This window comes from Mesorhizobium sp. RCAM 05099, assembly GCF_059683685.1.
Genome location: NZ_CM185035.1, coordinates 1013369 through 1034794 on the forward strand (window position 1 = coordinate 1013369; position 21426 = coordinate 1034794).

General features: G+C 62.7%; 21 protein-coding genes, 1 other RNA gene and 1 pseudogene. 16 read left to right on the forward strand and 7 right to left on the reverse strand.

Translation table 11 applies throughout. From position 1 onward, the window contains the following. Positions 1 to 45: 45 nt before the first annotated feature. The 12 genes and pseudogenes from AC56QQ_RS04940 (at position 46) to AC56QQ_RS04995 (ending at position 14029) form a co-directional block, all read left to right on the forward strand. Positions 46 to 1302: an NAD(P)/FAD-dependent oxidoreductase gene (locus AC56QQ_RS04940; RefSeq protein ID WP_497125788.1), complete on the forward strand. Its 1257-nt coding sequence runs from the start codon at positions 46 to 48 to the stop codon at positions 1300 to 1302. Between the two features lie 17 nt (positions 1303 to 1319). Then, the gene (locus AC56QQ_RS04945) at positions 1320 to 2321 is read left to right on the forward strand and encodes a 4-hydroxyproline epimerase (protein WP_497125789.1); all 1002 of its coding nucleotides are present in this window, start codon (positions 1320 to 1322) and stop codon (positions 2319 to 2321) included. Between the two features lie 335 nt (positions 2322 to 2656). Further along, on the forward strand, positions 2657 to 3559 hold the full coding sequence (locus AC56QQ_RS04950) for a branched-chain amino acid ABC transporter permease (protein WP_489858276.1): 903 nt from the start codon (positions 2657 to 2659) through the stop codon (positions 3557 to 3559). A gap of 4 nt (positions 3560 to 3563) precedes the next feature. After that, on the forward strand, positions 3564 to 4958 hold the full coding sequence (livM, locus tag AC56QQ_RS04955) for a high-affinity branched-chain amino acid ABC transporter permease LivM (RefSeq protein ID WP_497125790.1): 1395 nt from the start codon (positions 3564 to 3566) through the stop codon (positions 4956 to 4958). Then, a pseudogene (locus AC56QQ_RS04960) lies at positions 4958 to 6286 on the forward strand (ATP-binding cassette domain-containing protein); the annotation flags it as partial. The gene livM and the pseudogene AC56QQ_RS04960, both read left to right, overlap by 1 nt. A gap of 272 nt (positions 6287 to 6558) precedes the next feature. Continuing rightward, the gene (locus AC56QQ_RS04965) at positions 6559 to 7287 is read left to right on the forward strand and encodes an ABC transporter ATP-binding protein (protein WP_269907580.1); all 729 of its coding nucleotides are present in this window, start codon (positions 6559 to 6561) and stop codon (positions 7285 to 7287) included. Positions 7288 to 7305: 18 nt separating this feature from the next. Next, complete coding sequence (locus AC56QQ_RS04970; RefSeq protein ID WP_497125791.1) at positions 7306 to 7653, forward strand: DUF6867 family protein; 348 nt, start codon at positions 7306 to 7308, stop codon at positions 7651 to 7653. A gap of 137 nt (positions 7654 to 7790) precedes the next feature. Then, positions 7791 to 8909, forward strand: a complete 1119-nt coding sequence (locus tag AC56QQ_RS04975; RefSeq protein ID WP_489858273.1) for a branched-chain amino acid ABC transporter substrate-binding protein — start codon at positions 7791 to 7793, stop codon at positions 8907 to 8909. A 296-nt stretch (positions 8910 to 9205) separates the two neighbouring features. Next, a complete protein-coding gene (gene pyc, locus AC56QQ_RS04980; protein WP_497125792.1) occupies positions 9206 to 12664 on the forward strand; it encodes a pyruvate carboxylase in 3459 nt (1152 codons plus the stop codon). Between the two features lie 160 nt (positions 12665 to 12824). After that, the gene (locus AC56QQ_RS04985) at positions 12825 to 13085 is read left to right on the forward strand and encodes a DUF2312 domain-containing protein (RefSeq protein WP_027027312.1); all 261 of its coding nucleotides are present in this window, start codon (positions 12825 to 12827) and stop codon (positions 13083 to 13085) included. Between the two features lie 196 nt (positions 13086 to 13281). Continuing rightward, a complete protein-coding gene (locus tag AC56QQ_RS04990) occupies positions 13282 to 13722 on the forward strand; it encodes a hypothetical protein (protein WP_497125793.1) in 441 nt (146 codons plus the stop codon). Between the two features lie 7 nt (positions 13723 to 13729). Continuing rightward, positions 13730 to 14029, forward strand: a complete 300-nt coding sequence (locus AC56QQ_RS04995; protein WP_497125794.1) for a hypothetical protein — start codon at positions 13730 to 13732, stop codon at positions 14027 to 14029. A 92-nt stretch (positions 14030 to 14121) separates the two neighbouring features. On the opposite strand, the gene msrB is transcribed toward AC56QQ_RS04995, so the two are convergent. The 4 genes from msrB to AC56QQ_RS05015 all read right to left on the reverse strand — a co-directional run bounded on the left by msrB (position 14122) and on the right by AC56QQ_RS05015 (position 17191). Further along, positions 14122 to 14526 (reverse strand): peptide-methionine (R)-S-oxide reductase MsrB, encoded by a 405-nt coding sequence (gene msrB / locus AC56QQ_RS05000; RefSeq protein WP_013529102.1) that lies wholly within the window; start codon positions 14524 to 14526, stop codon positions 14122 to 14124. Positions 14527 to 14629: 103 nt separating this feature from the next. Further along, a complete protein-coding gene (locus AC56QQ_RS05005; protein WP_497125795.1) occupies positions 14630 to 15820 on the reverse strand; it encodes a vWA domain-containing protein in 1191 nt (396 codons plus the stop codon). A gap of 7 nt (positions 15821 to 15827) precedes the next feature. Further along, the gene (locus tag AC56QQ_RS05010) at positions 15828 to 16274 is read right to left on the reverse strand and encodes a GNAT family N-acetyltransferase (RefSeq protein WP_497125796.1); all 447 of its coding nucleotides are present in this window, start codon (positions 16272 to 16274) and stop codon (positions 15828 to 15830) included. 77 nt (positions 16275 to 16351) lie between these two features. Then, the gene (locus AC56QQ_RS05015; RefSeq protein WP_489858267.1) at positions 16352 to 17191 is read right to left on the reverse strand and encodes an AAA family ATPase; all 840 of its coding nucleotides are present in this window, start codon (positions 17189 to 17191) and stop codon (positions 16352 to 16354) included. A 146-nt stretch (positions 17192 to 17337) separates the two neighbouring features. Between AC56QQ_RS05015 and ssrS the strand changes: the two genes are divergently transcribed. From ssrS to AC56QQ_RS05035, 4 genes are all read left to right on the forward strand, one after another. Then, positions 17338 to 17493, forward strand: a non-coding RNA gene (ssrS, locus tag AC56QQ_RS05020) — 6S RNA. Between the two features lie 96 nt (positions 17494 to 17589). Further along, complete coding sequence (locus AC56QQ_RS05025; protein WP_489858266.1) at positions 17590 to 18177, forward strand: 5-formyltetrahydrofolate cyclo-ligase; 588 nt, start codon at positions 17590 to 17592, stop codon at positions 18175 to 18177. Between the two features lie 71 nt (positions 18178 to 18248). After that, positions 18249 to 19073: a TIGR00282 family metallophosphoesterase gene (locus AC56QQ_RS05030; RefSeq protein ID WP_497125797.1), complete on the forward strand. Its 825-nt coding sequence runs from the start codon at positions 18249 to 18251 to the stop codon at positions 19071 to 19073. Between the two features lie 77 nt (positions 19074 to 19150). Continuing rightward, the gene (locus tag AC56QQ_RS05035; protein WP_497125798.1) at positions 19151 to 19918 is read left to right on the forward strand and encodes a TerC family protein; all 768 of its coding nucleotides are present in this window, start codon (positions 19151 to 19153) and stop codon (positions 19916 to 19918) included. Between the two features lie 21 nt (positions 19919 to 19939). On the opposite strand, the gene AC56QQ_RS05040 is transcribed toward AC56QQ_RS05035, so the two are convergent. From AC56QQ_RS05040 to AC56QQ_RS05050, 3 genes are all read right to left on the reverse strand, one after another. Then, complete coding sequence (locus AC56QQ_RS05040; protein WP_497125799.1) at positions 19940 to 20407, reverse strand: SRPBCC family protein; 468 nt, start codon at positions 20405 to 20407, stop codon at positions 19940 to 19942. A gap of 81 nt (positions 20408 to 20488) precedes the next feature. Further along, positions 20489 to 20881 (reverse strand): VOC family protein, encoded by a 393-nt coding sequence (locus tag AC56QQ_RS05045; protein WP_497125800.1) that lies wholly within the window; start codon positions 20879 to 20881, stop codon positions 20489 to 20491. Positions 20882 to 20898: 17 nt separating this feature from the next. After that, positions 20899 to 21381, reverse strand: a complete 483-nt coding sequence (locus tag AC56QQ_RS05050; protein WP_497125801.1) for an SRPBCC domain-containing protein — start codon at positions 21379 to 21381, stop codon at positions 20899 to 20901. Between the last annotated feature and the right edge of the window lie 45 nt (positions 21382 to 21426).

Consider the following 21426-nt stretch of genomic DNA (forward strand, 5'->3'; position numbering starts at 1 on the left):
AGGGTTCATTCATATGCTCCCTCACCACAAGATGGGTGGCCGCACGTGAGCGGCGAAAGCGGCACCCAACTCGACGTCGCCATCATCGGTGGCGGCATCATCGGCATCTGCGCCGCGGCCTTCCTCGCCGAGGCGGGGCGCAAGGTCACCATCTTCGATCGGACGGGCATCTGCGAGGAGACGAGTTCCGGCAACGCCGCTGCCTTTGCCTTCTCCGACGTGCTGCCGCTGGCGCACAAGGGCATGATCCGGCAGCTGCCGAAATGGCTGGCCGATCCGCTCGGACCACTCAGCATCCCGCCAGCCTATCTGCCCAGGCTTCTGCCCTGGCTGATCCGCTTCTGGCGCGCCGGTGCGCCGGAAAAATACGAGGCGGGCCTCGCCGCTCAGGCTGGCATGATGAAGCTCGCCGAGGCGGAATGGATGGGCCTGCTCGATCGCTCCGGCACGCGGCCGATGCTGCGCGAGGACGGCTCGCTCGAACTCTACGAAAGCGAAGCCGAATTCCGCGCCTCGCTGCCGGGCTGGGCGGCGCGCGCGCGCTTCGGCATCGACTTTCGCCATGTCGAGGGCGACGACATTGCGACCTTGCAGCCGGGACTTTCGCCGCGCTTCGTCAAGGGCACCTTCGTGCCGGGGTGGAAGACGGTCGCCGATCCGAAACTGCTCGGCAAGGCGGTGTGGGCCTATGCGCAGGCCAAGGGCGCCCGCTTTGAAATGGCTCGCATCTACCGCGTCGCGGCGAACGAGGACGGCGCCGCGCTGATACTGGCGGATGGCACGACCCGGCAAGCCAAGCACCTTGTCGTCGCCGCCGGCGCATGGTCGCATCTGCTGGCGAGGCAGCTCGGTAATCGCATTCCGCTCGAGACCGAACGCGGCTACAACACGACGCTGCCGAAGGGCGCCTTCGACGTGAAGCGGCAGCTGATCTTCTCCGGACATGGCTTCGTCATCACACCGCTTGAAACGGGCCTGCGTGTCGGCGGCGCCGTCGAACTGGGCGGCATAGAGCGGCCGCCCAACTATGCTCGCTCGAAGGCGCTGCTGCAGAAGGCGGAGAAGTTCCTGCCGGGGCTCGATCCCTCAGGCGGGCGCGAATGGATGGGGTTCCGTCCCTCGCTGCCGGATTCGGTACCCGTCATAGGTCGTGCGCCAGGAGGCCGATCGGTGGTCTATGCCTTCGGCCACGGCCATCTCGGCCTGACCCAGGCGGCGGCAACCGGGAGGTTGATCCGCGAACTCGTCCTGGGGCAGACTCCGGCGATCGATCTGACCCCCTTCAGTCCGCTACGGTTTTGATTTTTTCGAGGAGCGTCATGGCCAAGAAATCCTTCTTCTGCATAGACGGCCACACCTGCGGCAATCCGGTGCGGCTGGTAGCCGGCGGTGGCCCGCTGCTGCAGGGGTCGACGATGATGGAGAGGCGGGCGCATTTCCTGGCTAAATATGATTGGATCCGCACCGGGCTGATGTTCGAGCCGCGTGGCCATGACGTGATGTCCGGCTCGATCCTCTATCCGCCGACGCGCGACGATTGCGACATCGCCATCCTGTTCATCGAAACCTCGGGCTGCCTGCCGATGTGCGGCCACGGCACCATCGGCACGGTGACGATGGCCATCGAGCACGGCCTGATCAAGCCGAAGACACCGGGCGTGCTCAGGCTCGACACGCCGGCCGGTCTGGTGATCGCCGAATACAAGCAGGTCGGCGACTATGTCGAGGAGGTGCGCATCACCAACGTGCCGTCCTTCCTCTACGCCGAAGGGCTGACGGTCGAATGCCCCCAACTTGGTGAGATCACGGTCGACGTCGCCTATGGCGGCAATTTCTACGCCATTGTCGAGCCGCAGAAGAATTATCGCGACATGGCCGACTATTCGGCGGGCGACTTCATCGCCTGGAGCCCGGTGGTGAGGCAGCGGCTCAACGAAAAGTATTCCTTCGTGCATCCCGAAAACCCCGGCATCAACCGGCTGTCGCATATGCTGTGGACCGGGAAGCCCACGGTGGAGGGAGCCGACGCACGCAATGCCGTCTTTTACGGCGACAAGGCGATCGACCGCTCGCCTTGCGGCACCGGCACCTCGGCGCGCATGGCGCAGCTTCACGCCAAGGGCAAACTCAAGGCCGGCGACAGCTTCGTCCATGAATCGATCATCGGTTCGCTGTTCAAGGGCAAGGTCGAAAAGGACGCCACCGTTGCCGGCAAACCGGCCATCATTCCCTCGATCGGCGGCTGGGCGCGGGTGACCGGACTGAACACCATCTTCATCGACGACCGCGATCCGTTCGCGCATGGTTTTGTGGTCAAGTAAAGGGAATCCTGACCCAACGGAAAGCAGTGCAGCGAAAAAACAGATCGTGTCAGGAACGCAACGATTCCTCTCATCACCTAATTTTGACGGCGATTTCTTCGAAACGGAGCGCATGATGCGGTCGAATCGTCAAAGACATTGCGTTGGGCCAATGCTAGGGTCCGCGATAGTCCAGGGGCCGGATGGGAAAAAAGGGCAATCGGATGGGCGTGCCGCCAAAACACGCATGACGGTTGAAAAATCACGTTGCAATCCGGGCTCGAAACTTTACGACTAGGGGAAATACGAAAAGGAATGCGTCTGCATGGGCGACATTCCAGGGGAGCCATGTACACATGCAGTACTTTGTCCAGCAGCTTATCAATGGGCTGACGCTGGGATCGATCTATGGGCTGATCGCAATCGGCTACACGATGGTCTACGGCATCATCGGCATGATCAATTTCGCCCATGGCGATATCTTCATGGTCGGCGCCTTCACCGCCCTCATCGTTTTCCTCATCCTCGGCGCGTTGTTCTATTCGGTGCCGATCGTCGTCGCGCTGCTGATCATGATGGTCGTCGCGATGCTGCTCACCAGCCTCTACAACTGGACGATCGAAAAGGTGGCCTACCGGCCGCTGCGCGGGTCGTTCCGGCTGGCGCCGCTGATCACCGCCATCGGAATGTCGATCGCGCTGTCCAACTTCGTCCAGGTGACGCAGGGCCCGCGCAACAAGCCGGTCCCGCCGATGGTGTCCAAGGTCTACGAGATCGCTGGCGTCAGCGTGTCGCTGAAGCAGATCATCATCGTCGTGGTCACCGCTATCCTCCTGGCGATCTTCTGGTACCTGGTCAACAAGACCGCGCTCGGTCGAGCGCAGCGCGCTTGTGAACAGGACCGCAAGATGGCGGCGTTGCTCGGCATCGACGTCGACCGCACCATCTCGATCACCTTCATCATGGGCGCCGCGCTGGCCGCCGTCGCCGGTACGCTGTTCCTGATGTACTACGGCGTGGTGGTATTTTCCGACGGCTTCACGCCGGGTGTCAAAGCGTTCACCGCGGCCGTGCTCGGCGGCATCGGTTCGCTGCCGGGCGCCGTGCTCGGCGGACTGCTGATCGGCTTCATCGAGAGCATGTGGTCGGCCTATTTCTCGATCGACTACAAGGACGTCGCCGCCTTCTCCATCCTGGCGATCGTGCTGATCTTCCTGCCTTCCGGCATTCTGGGCCGGCCAGAAGTCGAAAAGGTCTGAGATCATGGCGGTTACCGTTACTCCGGAGCGCGACGTCGTCGCCACGCCCATTCAACGCGCCCTTCGCGAGGCGTTCTATGCCGGCGCCATTTCGCTTGGCCTGTTCGTGCTGTTCATCGGCCTGAAGACCGATCAGAACATTTCGAACGAACTGATCCTGGTGCAGCGCTGGGGTCTGCTTGCCGCGGTGGTCATCCTCACCGCCGTCGGCCGCTTCCTCTATGTCGGCTTCGCGCAGCCCGCGATGGAGCGGGCAAAGGCGGAAAAGGCTCAGGCTCCGGCCGCCGCCGCGACGGCGCCGGGCTTCCTGCGCCGGAACTTCAACAAGATCGGTGTCGCCGTGCTTTTGGTGTATCCGATCGTGATCGTTCTGCTGGTCGGCTTTCAAGGCTCGTTGAAATGGGTCGATAATTTCGGCATCCAGATCCTGATCTATGTGATGCTGGCCTGGGGCCTGAACATCGTCATCGGCCTCGCCGGCCTGCTCGATCTCGGCTACGTCGCGTTCTACGCGGTCGGCGCCTACGCCTATGCGCTGCTCGGCACGCATTTCGGGCTGTCGTTCTGGATCCTGCTGCCGGCCGCCGGCATGATGGCAGCGTTCTGGGGCGTGATGCTCGGCTTTCCGGTGCTGCGCCTGCGCGGTGACTATCTTGCGATAGTCACGCTGGCCTTCGGCGAGATCATCCGCCTGGTGCTGATCAACTGGCGCGAAGTGACCAACGGCTCCGCCGGCATTTCCGGCATCCCCAAGGTCACCTTTTTCGGCCTGATGTCGTTCAACGTCTCCGACCCGAACTACATCGCCAAGGTGCTCGGCATCGCCCAGTCGGGCGCCTACTACAAGATCTTCCTTTATTACCTAATCCTGGGGCTCTGCTTCCTCACCGCGTTCGTCACCATCAGGCTGCGCCGCCTTCCGGTCGGGCGCGCACGGGAGGCCCTGCGCGAGGACGAGATCGCCTGCCGCTCGCTCGGCATCAACACCACCACCACCAAGCTGACCGCCTTTGCCACCGGCGCCATGTTCGGCGGCTTTGCCGGCTCGTTCTTTGCCGCACGGCAAGGTTTCGTCAGCCCGGAATCCTTCGTCTTCCTAGAATCGGCGATCATCCTTGCCATCGTCGTGCTGGGCGGCATGGGCTCGCTGGGCGGCATCGCCGTGGCGGCGCTGGTGATGATCGGCGGCACCGAAATCCTGCGCGAGCTGGACTTCCTCAAGGCGATATTCGGCCCTGATTTCACCCCGGAGCTTTATCGCATGCTGTTGTTCGGCATAGCCATGGTCGTGGTCATGCTGTGGAAGCCGCGTGGCTTCGTCGGCAGCCGCGAGCCGACAGCCTTCCTCAAGGAGCGAAGGGCCGTATCGGGCTCCTTCACCAAGGAGGGACACGGCTGATGAATACGAACCCGATTCAGAAGGCCAACCCGGGCATGAACGATGCCATCCTGCAGGTCGAGCATCTGTCGATGAAGTTCGGCGGCCTGGTCGCCATTGGCGACCTGTCCTTCCAGGCCCGACGCGGCGAGATCACCGCCTTGATCGGGCCGAACGGCGCCGGCAAGACCACTGTGTTCAACTGCATCACCGGCTTCTACAAACCGTCGGAAGGCATGATCACGCTCAACCGGGCCGATGGTTCGACCTTCATGCTCGAGCGTTTGCCAAACCATGAGATTCCGGCGCGCGCCAAGGTGGCGCGCACCTTCCAGAACATCCGCCTGTTCTCGGGCATGACGCTGCTCGAGAACCTGCTGGTCGCCCAGCACAACAAGCTGATGAAGGCGTCGGGCTATACGCTGCTCGGCCTGTTCGGCTTCCCGAGCTACCGCAAGGCATCCGCCGAATCGATCGATCTGGCCAGGCATTGGCTGGAGAAGGCCAATCTCGTCGATCGTGCCGACGATCCGGCCGGCGACCTGCCCTATGGCGCGCAGCGGCGCCTGGAGATTGCGCGTGCCATGTGCACTGGGCCAGAACTCCTCTGCCTCGACGAGCCGGCCGCCGGTCTCAACCCGAAGGAATCGGCAGCACTCAACGAGCTGCTGATGGACATCAAGAACAACACCGGCACCTCGATCTTGCTGATCGAGCACGACATGTCGGTTGTCATGCAAATCTCCGACCATGTCGTGGTGCTCGAATATGGCCGCAAGATCTCCGACGGCAGTCCGCAATCGGTGCGGACCGATCCGCGCGTCATCGCCGCCTATCTCGGCGTCGACGACGAGGAGGTCGAGACGGTGCTGACCGAGGTCGGCGACGAAGATGTCATCGAACAGCTGGATACCGGCCCCGACTCCGCGCACGGCCCCGGCACCTCGGCTTCATATCTCGCCGGACCGGTGAGCGACACGATCGGCCACAGCGAGGGCGAACGCGTCACGGTGTCGAAGGGCGCTTCCAAGGCGGCGCAGATCGACGCGCGCGCGGCGAGCGTTGCCAGCAGACCCGCTGCTGCAAAGTCCGCTTCGCCGGCAAAACCGGCTGCGGCAAAGCCGGCGGCGAAGAAAGCGGCCGCCAAGGCGCCCGCGAAGGCCGAAGGCATTTCGAACCGCCTCGCCGCCCCTCGGGCGGGCAAGGCCGACAATCTGACCCGCATCAAGGGCATCGGCACGGTCAACGAAAAGAAGCTCAACGACCACGGCATTTTCCACTTCGACCAGATCGGCGCCTGGAAGAAGGCCGATGTCGAGGCCGCTGAAGCCTATCTCGCCTTTGACGGACGCATTGCACGTGAGGAATGGGTCAAGCAGGCCAAGCTTCTCAGCCAGGGCAAGGGCACGGAATTCTCGCGCCGCGTCGATGCGGGCAAGGTGGCGACCAGCCATGCTTCCGGAAAGACCGCCATTGCAGCTTCCGAGAAGACCGCAAGCGCGGCTTCGGGAAAGACTGCCAGTGCAGCTTCCGGGAAGACCGCTGGCGCGGCTTCCGGAAAGGCCGCGGCCAAGCCGACCGGGAAATCCTCGACAGCCAAGCCGCGCGGAGGGCGTAAGTAATGGCCGGCGCAACATTGCTCGATATCAAGGGCGTCCAGACCTATTACGGCAACATACGGGCGCTGAACGGCGTCGACGTCACCGTCAACGAAGGTGAGATCGTCGCGCTGATCGGCGCCAACGGCGCCGGCAAGTCGACGCTGATGATGACCATCTTTGGTGCCCCACGCGCTCGCGCGGGCACCATCACCTTCGCCGGCACCGACATCACCCAGATGCCGACGCACGAGATCGCGCGCATGCGCATCGCCCAGTCACCCGAGGGCCGGCGCATCTTCCCGCGCATGACGGTGATGGAAAACCTGCAGATGGGCGCCAGCCTCGACAACCTCAAGCATTATGACGAGGACGTCGAGAAGGTGTTCACGTTGTTTCCACGGCTCAAGGAGCGCATCGCCCAGCGCGGCGGCACGCTGTCCGGTGGCGAGCAGCAGATGCTGTCGATCGGACGCGCGCTGATGGCGCGGCCGAAGCTGCTTTTGCTCGACGAGCCGTCGCTGGGTCTGGCGCCACTGATCGTCAAGCAGATCTTCGATGCCATCCGCGAACTGAACCGCACGCAGGGTCTGACTGTGTTCCTGGTCGAGCAGAACGCCTTCGGCGCGCTCAAGCTCGCCACGCGCGCCTATGTCATGGTCAACGGCAACGTGACGATGAGCGGCACCGGCAAGGAACTGCTCGCCAATCCGGAAGTGCGCGCCGCCTATCTCGAAGGCGGACATCACTGAGCCTAGGAGACATCAATCATGCAGGGCATTCTCTACGAGGAACCCTCGATCTGGCAGTTCTTCTTCGTCACCTGTCTGCTTGGCGGCTGGGCGGCGTGGATGACGGGCAAGGCCAGCGCCCAGACATGGCGCAGCTTCCTGCAACTGTTCGCCTATATGCTGGGCCTCGGCATCGGCATACGTTTCATCCATCACGCGCTGTTCGGCGGCACGATGTTCTCACTGCATTACTACATCGTCGACACCATCGTGCTGCTGATACTTGGGTTCATCGGCTATCAATACACGCGCACGAACCAGATGGTTACGCAGTATAATTGGCTCTATGAAAGAGCATCGCTTTTGAGCTGGAAGCCGAAAGGCTAACGTTCATGATTAACGCCGTTTCGGGGATGAATCGGCGTGACAAGTGCCTGAAAATCGGCAAACTGTGCTTTCTGCGATAAGGGTGGGCATCGCATGAAAGTATCATCCACGCCCACTCCGTAAATGGGAGCGTTTATATGAAAAAGTCACTCTTGTCCGCCGTCGCACTGACCGCGCTTGTCGCGTTCAGCGGCAGCGCGTGGGCTGACATTCTGATCGGCGTTGCCGGTCCGATCACCGGCCCGAACGCAGCCTTCGGCGCGCAGCTGCAGAAGGGCGCCGAGCAGGCTGCCGCCGACATCAACGCGGCGGGCGGCATCAACGGCCAGCAGATCAAGCTCGAAGTCGGTGACGACGTCTCGGATCCGAAGCAGGGCATATCTGTCGCCAACAAGTTCGTCGCCGACGGCGTCAAGTATGTCATCGGCCACTTCAACTCGGGCGTCACCATTCCGGCGTCGGAAGTCTATGCCGAGAACGGCATTCTCGTCATCACGCCTTCGGCGACCAACCCGCAACTGACCGAGCGCGGCCTGTGGAACACGTTCCGCACCTGCGGACGCGACGACCAGCAGGGCAAGGTCGCCGGCGACTATCTCGCCAAGAACTTCAAGGATGGCAAGATCGCCGTCGTCCACGACAAGACGCCTTACGGCCAGGGCCTCGCCGACGAAACCAAGAAGGCGCTCAACGCCGACGGCGTGACCGAAGCCATGTATGAAGGCATCAATGTCGGCGACAAGGACTTCTCGGCCCTCATCGCCAAGATGAAGGAAGCCGGCGTCACCGTCGTCTACTATGGTGGCCTGCATACGGAAGCCGGCCTGATCATGCGCCAGCTGGCTGACCAGGGCCTCAAGGCTCAGTTCATGTCGGGCGACGGCATCGTGTCGAACGAGCTGGCCTCGATCGCCGGTGACGCTGTCAACGGCACGCTGATGACGTTCGCTCCCGATCCGCGCAAGAACCCGAACGCCAAGGAACTCGTCGAGAAGTTCCGTGCCGCCGGTTTCGAGCCTGAAGCCTATACGCTCTACTCCTACGCCGCCATGCAGATCGTCGCCGCCGCCGCCGCTAAGGTCGGCTCGGCCGACGACGCGCAGAAGGTTGCAGCAGAGATCAAGGCGAGTGGCCCCTGGAAGACCGCGATCGGCGACATCGGCTATGACGCGAAGGGCGACATCACCCGCCCCGACTACGTCCTCTACACCTGGAAGAAGGGTGACGACGGCAAGTACACCTACTTCGAACAATAAGCCGACAAACGCCTGAAATCGGAAAATGCCCGGCGCAACGCGTCGGGCATTTTCTTTTTTGGCGTGTTTCTCCGGGACGCCGCCGGCAGGCCGAGGGCGGCCGTTAGCCGGAAAATGATCTTGGCTTGAACGGCAATGCCGGCGCTTTCTTGCGCGTTTGCGTGAATGCGGCCGGCTTTGCTGCAAAGATTCGATTTAAATCGGTTTAAATACGCGTGGATTTTGTTTGCACTGCAGCATTTTCGCGCTAATCATGGCGCCGATTTCTCTTCCCTTCCGCTGCCGGAGCCCAGTCCTTGGCCATTACGAAGATCCTTGTCGCCAACCGGTCCGAAATCGCCATTCGCGTCTTTCGCGCGGCCAACGAGCTTGGCCTCAAAACCGTGGCGATCTGGGCCGAGGAGGACAAGTATTCGCTGCACCGCTTCAAGGCCGACGAAAGCTACCAGGTCGGGCGTGGGCCACATCTGACCAGGGATATGGGACCGATCGAAAGCTATCTGTCGATCGAGGAAGTCATCCGCGTCGCCAGGCTTTCGGGCGCCGATGCCATCCATCCAGGCTACGGGCTTCTGTCGGAAAGCCCGGAATTCGCCGAGGCCTGTGCCGAGGCCGGTATCACCTTCATCGGACCGAAGCCGGACACGATGCGCCGGCTCGGCAACAAGGTTGCCGCACGCAATCTCGCCATCGAGGTCGGCGTGCCGGTGATCCCCGCCACCGACCCGTTGCCGGACGACATGGACACGGTCAAGAAACTGGCCAAGGAGATCGGCTATCCGGTGATGCTGAAGGCATCGTGGGGCGGCGGCGGGCGCGGCATGCGCGCCATCCGCTCCGAAGCCGATCTTGCCCGCGAGGTCATGGAGGGCAAGCGCGAGGCGAAAGCCGCCTTCGGCAAGGATGAAGTCTATCTCGAAAAGCTGATCGAGCGCGCCCGCCATGTCGAGGTGCAGGTGCTTGGCGACACGCATGGCAATGCCGTGCACCTGTTCGAGCGCGACTGCTCGATCCAGCGCCGCAACCAGAAGGTCGTCGAGCGCGCGCCGGCGCCCTATCTCGAAATGTCGCAGCGCGAGGAGCTTTGCGGCCATGCGCTGAAGATCGCCCGCGAGACCAGCTATATCGGCGCCGGAACGGTCGAGTTCCTGCAGGATGCCGACAGCGGAAAATTCTATTTCATCGAGGTCAATCCGCGTATCCAGGTCGAGCATACCGTCACCGAGCAGGTGACCGGCATCGATATCGTCAAGGCGCAGATCCACATCCTCGATGGCTTCGCCATCGGTACGCCGGAATCTGGCGTGCCGGCGCAGAGGGACATCCGGCTGAATGGCCATGCCCTGCAGTGCCGCATCACCACCGAAGACCCCGAGCACAATTTCATCCCGGACTATGGCCGCATCACCGCCTATCGCGGCGCGACGGGCTTCGGCATCCGCCTCGATGGCGGCACCGCCTATTCGGGCGCGGTCATCACCCGCTTTTACGATCCGCTGCTGGAGAAGGTGACGGCCTGGGCGCCGACGCCGGCCGAAACCATCGCCCGCATGAACCGGGCGCTGCGCGAGTTCCGCATCCGCGGCGTCGCCACCAACCTGACCTTCCTCGAAGCGATCATCAACCACCCGAGCTTCGCCGACAATTCCTATACGACCAAGTTCATCGACACCACGCCGGAGCTGTTCCAGCAGGTCAAGCGCCAGGACCGCGCCACCAAGCTCATCAACTACCTGGCCGACGTGTCGGTCAACGGTCATCCGGAGACGCGTGGCCGGCCGCAACCGAAGGCCGATGCCGCGGCTCCGATCGTGCCCTACCTCAACGGAAATGTGCCAAGCGGCAGCAAGCAGAAGCTGGATGTGCTGGGACCGGAGAAATTCGCCGGCTGGATGCGCGAGCAAAGGCAAGTGCTCGTCACCGACACGACGATGCGCGACGGTCATCAGTCGCTGCTGGCGACGCGCGTGCGCACGCATGACATCGCCGGCATCGCCGGCACCTATGCGCGCGCCCTGCCGCAGCTGCTGTCGCTCGAATGCTGGGGCGGTGCGACGTTCGACGTAGCCATGCGCTTCCTCACCGAAGACCCGTGGGAGCGGCTGTCGCTGGTGCGCGAGGCAGCACCCAACCTGTTGCTGCAGATGCTGCTGCGCGGCGCCAATGGCGTCGGCTATACCAACTATCCCGACAATGTCGTGCAGCATTTCGTCCGCCAGGCCGCTGCCGGCGGCATCGACCTGTTCCGTGTCTTCGACTGCCTGAACTGGGTCGAGAACATGCGCGTCGCCATGGACGCGGTCGGCGCCGAGGGCAAGCTGATCGAAGCGGCGATCTGCTACACCGGGGATATTCTCGATCCGGCGCGGGCCAAGTACGACCTGAAATATTATGTCGGGCTGGCCAAGGAGTTGCAGGCTGCCGGCGCGCACATCATCGCGGTCAAGGACATGGCCGGCCTGTTGAAGCCGGCCGCGGCGCGGGTGCTGTTCAAGGCGCTGCGCGAGGCGACCGACCTGCCGATCCATTTCCACACCCACGACACGTCGGGCCTGTCGGCGGCGACGGTGCTGGCGGCGGTGGAAAGCGGCGTCGACGCCATCGACGCGGCGATGGATGCCTTCTCCGGCAACACATCGCAGCCTTGCCTCGGTTCGATCGTCGAGGCGCTGAAGGGCACCGAACGGGATCCGGGCCTCGACCCGCAATGGATCCGCAAAATCTCCTTCTACTGGGAAGCGGTGCGCAACCAGTACGCCGCCTTCGAAAGCGATCTCAAGGGGCCAGCCTCGGAAGTCTATCTGCACGAAATGCCAGGCGGGCAGTTCACCAACCTCAAGGAGCAGGCGCGCTCGCTTGGGCTGGAGACGCGCTGGCATGAGGTGGCGCAGACCTATCACGACGTCAATCTGATGTTCGGCGACATCGTCAAGGTGACGCCGTCGTCCAAGGTTGTCGGCGACATGGCGCTGATGATGGTCAGCCAGGACCTGACCGTTGCCGATGTCGAGAATCCGGCCGGGGACATCGCCTTCCCGGACTCGGTCGTCTCGATGCTGCGCGGCGATCTCGGCCAGTCGCCCGGCGGTTGGCCGGAAGCGCTGCAGAAGAAGGCGCTGAAGGGCGACAAGCCGATCACGGCGCGGCCGGGTTCGCTCCTGAAGGCAGCCGATCTCGAGGCCAGCCGCAAGGAGATCGAGGACAAGCTCGAACGCAAGCTCAGCGAATTCGAATTCGCCTCGTGGCTGATGTACCCGAAGGTGTTTTCTGACTTCGCCGGCGCGCAGGAAACCTATGGCCCGGTCAGCGTGCTGCCGACGCCGACCTATTTCTACGGCATGAAGCCGGAAGACGAGATCTTCGTAGACATCGAGAAGGGCAAGACGCTGGTGGTGCGGTGCCCGGCGATCGGCGATGTCGACGACAAGGGCATGGTCACCGTGTTCTTCGAGCTCAATGGCCAGCCGCGCCGCGTCAAGGTGCCGGACCGCGCGCATGGCGCCTCCGCCGCCAAGGCCCGCCGCAAGGCCGAGCCCGGCAACGAGGCGCATGTCGGCGCGCCGATGCCGGGCGTCGTCTCTACGCTTTCGGTTGCCGCCGGCCAGGTGGTGAAGGCCGGCGACGTGCTGCTTTCCATCGAAGCGATGAAGATGGAGACGGCCCTGCATGCCGAGCGCGACGGCACGGTCGCCGAGGTGCTGGTCAAGGCCGGCGACCAGATCGATGCCAAGGATCTGCTGATCGCTTTCGGGTGAAAGAAACGGCTGTCGAGCCAGGGTTGTCCGCACCTGGCGGCAACCTTTCATGCCGCGTCGATAACGGCTTGACCCGCCGCCCCCGGTCGGGCATCGAACCGCTGAAATCAGCCGCCGCATGCTTTCCGAGTCGCGGCGCAGAAACGATGTGGAGAAAAACATGGCCGACGATATCACCGAGACCAGCCAGACTGTTGCCGCCGGCCAGCTGCGTGCCTTCATCGAGCGCATAGAGCGGCTCGAGGAAGAGAAGAAGACCATTTCCGACGACATCAAGGAAGTGTTCGCCGAGGCCAAGGGCACCGGTTTCGACACCAAGGCGATGCGCACGATTATCCGGCTGCGCAAGAAGGATCAGGCCGAGCGCCAGGAGGAGGAAACCATCCTCGATCTGTACAAGGCCGCGCTCGGCATGGTGTAAGAGACTGTCTGGAAATTCTACTCCGGCGGCCATCTGATGGCGTTTTCCGCGCTTCCGGTGCTCACGGACCCGAAAGTCCGCTGCGCTCCGGTTCTCGAAACCACCACCATATGACTCGCCAGAGCGAATTTCGAAACAGTCTCTGAGAGGCCGGCAACAGCCAGCCTGGGCGTGATGCTGGAACGGGCATCGAACCATGAGCGAATTCGACTTCGGCGCCCGCCGCGCTTCTGAATTCCGCCATCGCGGCTTCTGGGTGCTGTTCGACGAACGGCATCCCGAGGAAAGGGCTCTGATGGCGAGGCGCGGACCCTGGTTCTGGCAGCGCGGGATGCCCGACTTCGCCTTGGTCCTTTCCATGTATGTCGCGCCGGCGCAGAACCATGTCGGCGTTTTCTTCGGCCGCAACGAGAAGTTCGGTGCCACGCAAACCTGGTCGCGGTTGAAGCCGTTCCAGCCGGCGATCGAAGACAGGCTGAAGCTCAGGCCGGAACAAAGCTGCGAGGGCCTCGGCATCAATTCGATGTGGCGGGTGAACTGTTTTGCCGAGGACAACTGGCCGGCGATGACCGACTGGCTGGTGACGGAATGTTCGCGAATCGAGCGCGCCGTCACCGAAGTCCTGGGACAGGGGTAGATATCAGGTGCTGGCGGGTTTCTTCCGTTCACGCTGGCTTGGCCAGGTGCCGCTCGACCGGCTGTTCTGGCGCGACGTGGTGCTCGTCGGCACGGCGATCAACATTGCATCGTCGGTGGCGGCGCTCATCCTGCTCGCACTGAAGCAGCCGCTCGAGGCCGTTCTGGCGGTGCATTTCGCGCCGGTACCCTACACCATCTTCCTGATGTTGGCCGTCTGGCGGACAGCCGAGAAAACTGGCGGCGCCAAGGCGTCAATGATGATGCTCTGTGCCGCGCTGTGGCTGATCCTGACGATCGTAATCTGACCAGGGCTCTCAATTGTTCGGCCAATGAAAAAGGCGGCCGAAGCCGCCTTTCCAAAAACCTGCCAATCGGGCCTGCCAATCGGGCCTGCCGCTCAGGCGGCCGGCTCGAATTTCAAAGCCACGCCGTTGATGCAATAGCGCAGGCCGGTCGGCGGCGGGCCGTCCTCGAAGACATGGCCGAGATGGCTGCCGCAGCGGGCGCAGTGGCATTCGGTACGCACCATGCCGTAGCTGCGGTCGACGGTGTTTTCGACCGAGCCGGGCACCGGATCGTTGAAGCTCGGCCAGCCGGTGCCGCTTTCGAACTTCAGCTTGGATTCGAACAGCGGCTGGTCACAGCCGACGCAGGAAAAGGTGCCGGCGCGCTTCTCGTAGAGCAAGGCGCAGCTTCCCGGCCGCTCGGTGCCGTGGCCGCGCATGACCGCATATTGCTCCGGCGTCAGCCGGGCGCGCCATTCGGCGTCGGTGCGGGTTACGGGGTAGGTGTGGGTGTCCATCTGATCTCCTCAGCCTTGCCGGCTCGTTGTTGATTGCAACCTCATATTCGCACCAAGATAGGCATTTGTTACGCGTCTGCCCAGCGGCGGGCTTTTGCAAGGGTCAATGCTTTCTCGACAGCTGCTTCGTCGCGCCTTCGAGCCCTGCCAGCGTCAGCGGGAACATGCGGCCGCCGAAGATGTCGCGGATGATAGTGATAGAATGGGTAAAGCCCCAGTTCTTCTGGTTTTCCGGGTTGAGCCACACCGCGTTCGGCCATTGCTGCAGCAGGCGGCCGAGCCAGACGGCTCCGGCCTCCGGATTCCAGTGCTCGACCGAGCCGCCGGGGTGGGCAATCTCGTAAGGGCTCATCGAGGCGTCGCCGACGACGATCACCTTGTAGTCCGGGCCGTATTTGTGGAGGAGGTCGAAGGTCGGAATTACCTCGGCATGGCGGCGGCGATTGTCCTTCCACACGCTCTCGTAGAGGCAGTTGTGGAAGTAGAAATATTCGAGCTGGCGGAATTCGGCGCGGGCGGCCGAAAACAGCTCCTCGACGCTCTTGATATGGTCATCCATCGAGCCGCCGACATCGAAGAACATCAGAAGCTTCACCGCGTTGCGCCGTTCGGGCCGCGTGCGGACGTCGAGGTAGCCGTGCTCGGCGGTGGCGTGGATGGTGCCGGGCAGGTCGAATTCTTCCTCGGCGCCCTCGCGTACCCAGCGGCGCAGGCGTTTCAGCGCGATCTTGATGTTGCGGGTGCCAAGCTCGACGGCATCATCGAAATTCCTGAACTCGCGCTTGTCCCAGACCTTCACCGCGCGGCGATTGCGGCTTTCATGCTGGCCGATGCGCACGCCTTCAGGATTGTAGCCATAGGCGCCGAAGGGCGAGGTGCCGCCGGTGCCGATCCATTTCGAGCCGCCCTGATGGCGGCCTTTCTGTTCCTCGAGCCGCTGCCTCAGCGTCTCCATCAGCTTTTCGAAGCCGCCGAGCGCCTCGACCAGCTTTTTCTCCTCGTCGGTCAGGTGCTTTTCGGCGAGGCGGCGCAGCCACTCTTCCGGGAGGTTCGCGACGTCGATGGCATCGGGTCCGCCCAGCGCCTCAACGCCCTTGAAGACATGCGCGAACACCTGGTCGAAGCGATCGATATGGCGCTCGTCCTTCACCAGTGCCGTGCGGGCGAGGTAATAAAAACCCTCGACGTCGTAGTCGACCAGCCCGGCTTCCAGTCCCTCCAACAGCGACAGATATTCCCGCAGCGAAACGGGAACGCGCGCGGCCTTCAACTCGAGGAAGAACGGGATGAACATGGCCTATCTACAACAGATCATACTCGATGAAGCCGGTCCGCCGCGCGACATAATCGTAGAGCTTGCGCGCCGTCGCGTTGGTCTCGTGCGTCATCCAGTAGACGTTCTTCACGCCGGTTTTTGCCGCTTCCTGTTTCACGGCCTCGATCAGCGCCGCACCGATGCCCTTGCCGCGCACGTCGGGGTCGGCGAACAGGTCCTGCAGATAGCAGTTGTTCTGCTCCGCCCAGCAGGAGCGGTGGTAGAGATAGTGGGTGAGGCCGACCGCCTTGCCGTCGAGGATGGCGATGAAGCCCTTCGGCTCGAACTCGCCCGCCGTGAACAGCCGCTTCCAGGTGACGGCGTACACCTCGTCCGGCAGCTTGGTTTCGTAGAAGGTGAGGTAGTCGGTCCACAAGCGGCGCCAGTCGGCATGGTCGGACTGCGCAAGCGGGCGGACGATGATCTCGGTCATTTCATTTCCTCCGGGGGTTCTGGCCGAAGCTGCCCCCCTGTTCGACTGCCGGCAACGGTCCACAGCAGGGAAAAGCGCTACCCCTGCCTTCGCGCCATGAAGGCCAGCCGCTCGAACAGATGCACGTCCTGTTCGTTCTTCAGAAGCGCGCCATGCAGCTTCGGCAACGCGTTCTTCGGATCGGCGCGCAGGTCCTCCGGCGCGATGTCGTCGGCGACCAGCAGCCTTATCCAGTCGAGCGCTTCGGAGGTCGACGGCTTCTTCTTCAGGCCGGGCACGTCGCGAATCTCGTAGAACTGGGTAAGGGCCGCGCGCACTAGGCTCTGCTTGATGCCGGGATAGTGCACGTCGACGATCCTGTGCAGCGTGTCGACGTCGGGAAAGCGGATGTAGTGGAAGAAGCAGCGGCGCAGGAAGGCGTCCGGCAGCTCCTTCTCGTTGTTGGAGGTGATGATGACGATCGGCCGGACGGCCGCGCGGATGGTCTCGCCGGTCTCGTAGACGAAGAACTCCATCCGATCGAGTTCCTGCAACAGGTCGTTGGGGAACTCGATGTCGGCCTTGTCGATCTCGTCAATCAGAAGCACGACCTTCTTGCCGGCGGCGAACGCCTCCCACAATTTACCGCGCTTGATGTAGTTCCTGATGTCGTTGAACCTGATATCGCCGAGCTGGCTGTCGCGCAGCCGCGAGACGGCGTCATACTCGTAAAGACCCTGCTGCGCCCTGGTGGTCGACTTGACGTGCCATTCGATGAGGTCGAGGCCAAGGGCCGCCGCCACTTGCCTGGCAAGTTCCGTCTTGCCGGTGCCGGGCTCGCCCTTGACCAGCAAGGGCCGCTCCAGCGCGATCGCCGCGTTGACCGCAACCATCAGATCCTTGTCGGCGACATAGGCCGCCGTGCCTTCGAAACGCATTTTCGCTCCCTGGTTCACTCCTGGCGACCGTAAGGAGACGGCCCGGTCCGCGCAAGGGTGGGGTTGGCTGCGGCGACTGCGGGAACCAGCACGGAAAGAATGCCATCTCTCTGGCGCTCGGGCTGCCATCGGCCTATATTGGGGATGACGGTCTGTGCTTCCCGGCAGGAGAACATTTTCCCCGGGGCCTTAACGATCCTTAGGGAGCTGTCCCTGGGAAGACCCGTGGGTTTTCTCACACGGCGCCCACCTACTTTGTAGGCACCCGGGATCGCTCTCTCCACCGGTTGTGTGGATCGTCACTTATTCCAATGCATCCACGCATTTCGGTGGATGACGCGGTGGAAAACGTCGCTCCCGAGACTCCATCCAGATCTGACCTTTTCTATCCTGGCCGCATGACCTCTCCCAAAGAATTGAAAAAGCAGCTGCGTCGCGAGGCACTCGGGCGCCGTGACGCGCTCGATGCGTTGTGGAGGGTGGAGATCGCGCTTGAAATGGCCGAAACGGCGCGCGATCACCTCGATGTCGAGCCGGGCCAGATCGTCTCCGGCTTCTGGCCGATGCGATCGGAAGTGGACGTCCGGCCGCTGATGTTTGCCTTGCGCGAGAAGGGGGCGAGGCTTTGCCTGCCTGCCATCCTCGACAAGACTACCATCGTCTTTCGCGAACTGGTGCGCGGTGCGCCGATGGTCGAGATGGGCTTCGGCACGGTCGGCCCGCACGAAGAAGCCGAGGTGCTCGACCCCTCGGTGATGCTGGTGCCGCTCGCCGCCTTCGACGCGCGCGGCCATCGCATCGGCTATGGCGCCGGCTACTATGACCGCGCAATCGCCAAGCTGGTCGACAAGGGAAAACCACCGCGATTGATCGGCATCGCCTTCGACTGCCAGGAAGTGGCGCTGGTGCCGGATGAGAACCACGACGTCATCATCACGGAAATACTCACCGAGAGCGGGTTGCGCCGCTTCGCGCCAAAATTGTAGATAAATGGACGCATGATCTTTTCGCAGACGTCATGCAGCTTTTGCTTCGTTGACCTTCGGTGCGGGATCATATGAGACTTCTCTTCCTCGGTGACATGGTGGGAAAAACGGGACGCACGGCGGTGTGGGAACAATTGCCTGGACTGATTTCGGACTTCAGGCTCGATTTCGTCATCGTCAACGGCGAGAATGCCGCCGGCGGCTTCGGCATCACCGAAGAGATCTTTCGCGAGACGATCGCGGCCGGTGCCGATGTCGTCACCACCGGCAACCACGTCTGGGACCAGCGCGATGCGCTCGCCTTTGCGCCGCGCGAAGAGCGGTTCCTGCGGCCGTCCAACTTTCCCAAGGGCACGCCCGGGCGCGGCTCCGGCGTCTACATCGCCGGGAGCGGCGCGCGCGTGCTGGTCGCCAACATCATGGGCCGGGTATTCATGCATCCCGAGCTCGACGATCCCTTCCAGGCCGGAGAGCGCGAGCTTGCCGCCTGTCCGCTCGGCGAGCAGGCGGATGCCGTGGTCATCGACTTCCACGCCGAGGCAACGTCTGAAAAGATGTGCTTCGCGCATTTCGTCGATGGCCGCGCCAGTCTTGTCGTCGGCACCCACACGCACCAGCCGACCGGCGATCACCAGATCCTCAACGGCGGTACCGGTTACATGTCCGACGCCGGCATGTGCGGCGATTACGATTCATCGCTTGGCATGGACAAGGAGGAACCACTCAACCGGTTCCTGTCGAAGGTGCCGAAGGGGCGTTTCGAGGCAGCGACCGGACCGGCGACATTGTGCGGCGTCGGCGTCGATATTTCCGACCGCACCGGGCTGGCCGAGAAGATCGCGCCGTTTCGTCGCGGCCCGCGGCTGGAGGAAACCGCGCCGTCCTTCTGGTCGTGACATTGATATAGGCGTGTGCAGTACCTAACTGCCGGCGACACTGCTCTAGATCGTTACAAGAGGGGACGACGACCTCCATGCAGCTTATCGAATTTTTCGCGCCGCATTTTCAATTCGTTTCCGACCCGACGGCCTGGGTCGCGCTGCTGACGCTGGTGGTGCTGGAGATCGTGCTCGGCATCGACAATCTGATCTTCATCTCGATCCTGACCAACAAACTGCCGGAGGCGCAACGCGCTCGAGCCCGCCGGCTCGGCATCTCGGCGGCGCTGGTCATGCGGCTGGTGCTGCTCGCCACCATCTCGGTCATCGTCCAACTGACGATGCCGGTATTCACTGCGTTCGGCCATGGTTTCTCGTGGCGCGACCTGATCCTGATCGCCGGCGGCTTGTTCCTGGTCTGGAAGGCGACCAAGGAAATCCATCACACGGTCGATCCCGACGACCACAAGGACACGATGCTGGGCGAGACGCTGCAGATCAGCCTTGCCGGCGCGATCTTCCAGATCCTGCTGCTCGACCTCGTCTTCTCGATCGATTCGATCATCACCGCCGTCGGCATGACCGACGAGATCGCCATCATGTATATCGCGGTGATCGTCGCGGTCAGCGTGATGATGCTGGCGGCGGGGCCCCTGGCGGACTTCATTGCCAAGAACCCGAGCATCGTCATGCTGGCGTTGGGCTTCCTGCTGATGATCGGCATGACGCTGATCGCAGACGGCATGGGCTATCACGTGCCCAAGGGCTACATATACGCGGCCATGGGTTTCTCGGCGCTGGTCGAGGGGCTCAACATGTTGGCGCGACGGCGCAGGAAGGCGAAGTCCGGCGACGGACATTGAGGTTGGTCCGCAAGGGCGAACCTAATGCCCCGGCACACCCTTCGGATGGCGGTCGCCGATCAGGCCCAGCGTCAGACCCTGCTCCAGCCAGGCCTTGGCGCCGGCCAGCACGAGCGAGAAGCCGCCGGTTGAACCAATGGCCTCTTTCACCTGCTCGTCGCCATTGCCGGCGAAGCCGAAGTTGCGGACCTCGAGAAAGGTCGCTTCGCCTGGCATTTTGGTGAAGGTCCAGAGCACAGTGGTCGGCGGATCGCTCCATTGCATGACGATCCTTTCGTTCGCGACGATGTCGCTGACAACGACCGTCGTCGAGACGTCGTACATGCGCCATTCCCAGCGAACATCCTTGCCGCTGTCCAGCCGGCCGCTGCCGTGGGTGAACCAGAATTTCGTGGTGACGGCCGGATCGACGATGGCCTCGAACACGTCGGCGACGGGCCGCCGGATCAGCATGCCGGCTTCGGCGGTCGGCGTTTCGTGGATTTCCATGGCAACTTTCCTTCGATAGACAGTCCCTGGTTTGTCTGCCGGTCAGCCCTCGTGCCTACCGGCCTCCTGCTGTCCAGCTTTCTATGCCAGATTGACCTGCCAGGAGACGCCGAACCTGTCGTTCAGCCATGCGAAGCGGCGGCTGAAGCCGTAATTGTCGGGCGGCATCAGGAACCCGCCATCCTTTGCCAGCGTCTCGACAATGCGGTTCAGTTCGTCCTCGGCGGAACAATCCACATACAGCGAGACCGACGGCGTGAACGTGAAGGCGTGGTGTACGGGGCTGTTGTAGACCATGACTTCCAGGCCAGCGATGGAGACGCGCGCCAGCTTGACCGTTCCTTCGGGGCCGTCCTCGCCGGGACCGTAACGCGTGACGTCAAGGACGCCGCTGTCGGGAATGGTCTCGCAATAGAGGGTCATTGCCTCCTCGGCCTTGCCCTCGAACATCAGGAATGGCGTCACTTTCTTCATCGCTTTACCTCCGTCACTCAGATGTTGGTCTCGTTGGCGGGTTCTCCCTTCATCTCGCTGCGGTAATAGCCTTCGCGCAGGTTGATGCCGTATTCGACATAGGCCTTCATGCAGGCCAGCATCTGCGACCAGCCCTCGCAATTGAGGTAGGATTTCTTCAGCCCGACCGCGCCTTCCTGCCACCCGCTCTCGGCGATGGTGACGAAGGTGCCGCCATCGTCGAGCGGCTCGAAATTCATCTCGATGCGGGTCTTGTAGGCCGGCTTGCCGTCGGCGTCGGTGGCATCCCAGCGCAAGACGATGCGGCTGTCCTTGACCACCTCATCGACCTCGACCGGCACTTTGCCCCACCAGACGACACCGGCGCCGGCCTCCAGTGGCGCGCTGGCGCCGCCAATGGTGGTGAAATAGCCGCTGAGCTTCTTCGGATTGACGACCGCGTCGAAGACTTCGGCGACCGGCCTGCCGATGCGTCCGGAAACCCTGAATCCGAGGGACATATCCACAGCTCCTTCCTTGATCGACCGAACGATATGTTATAGAAA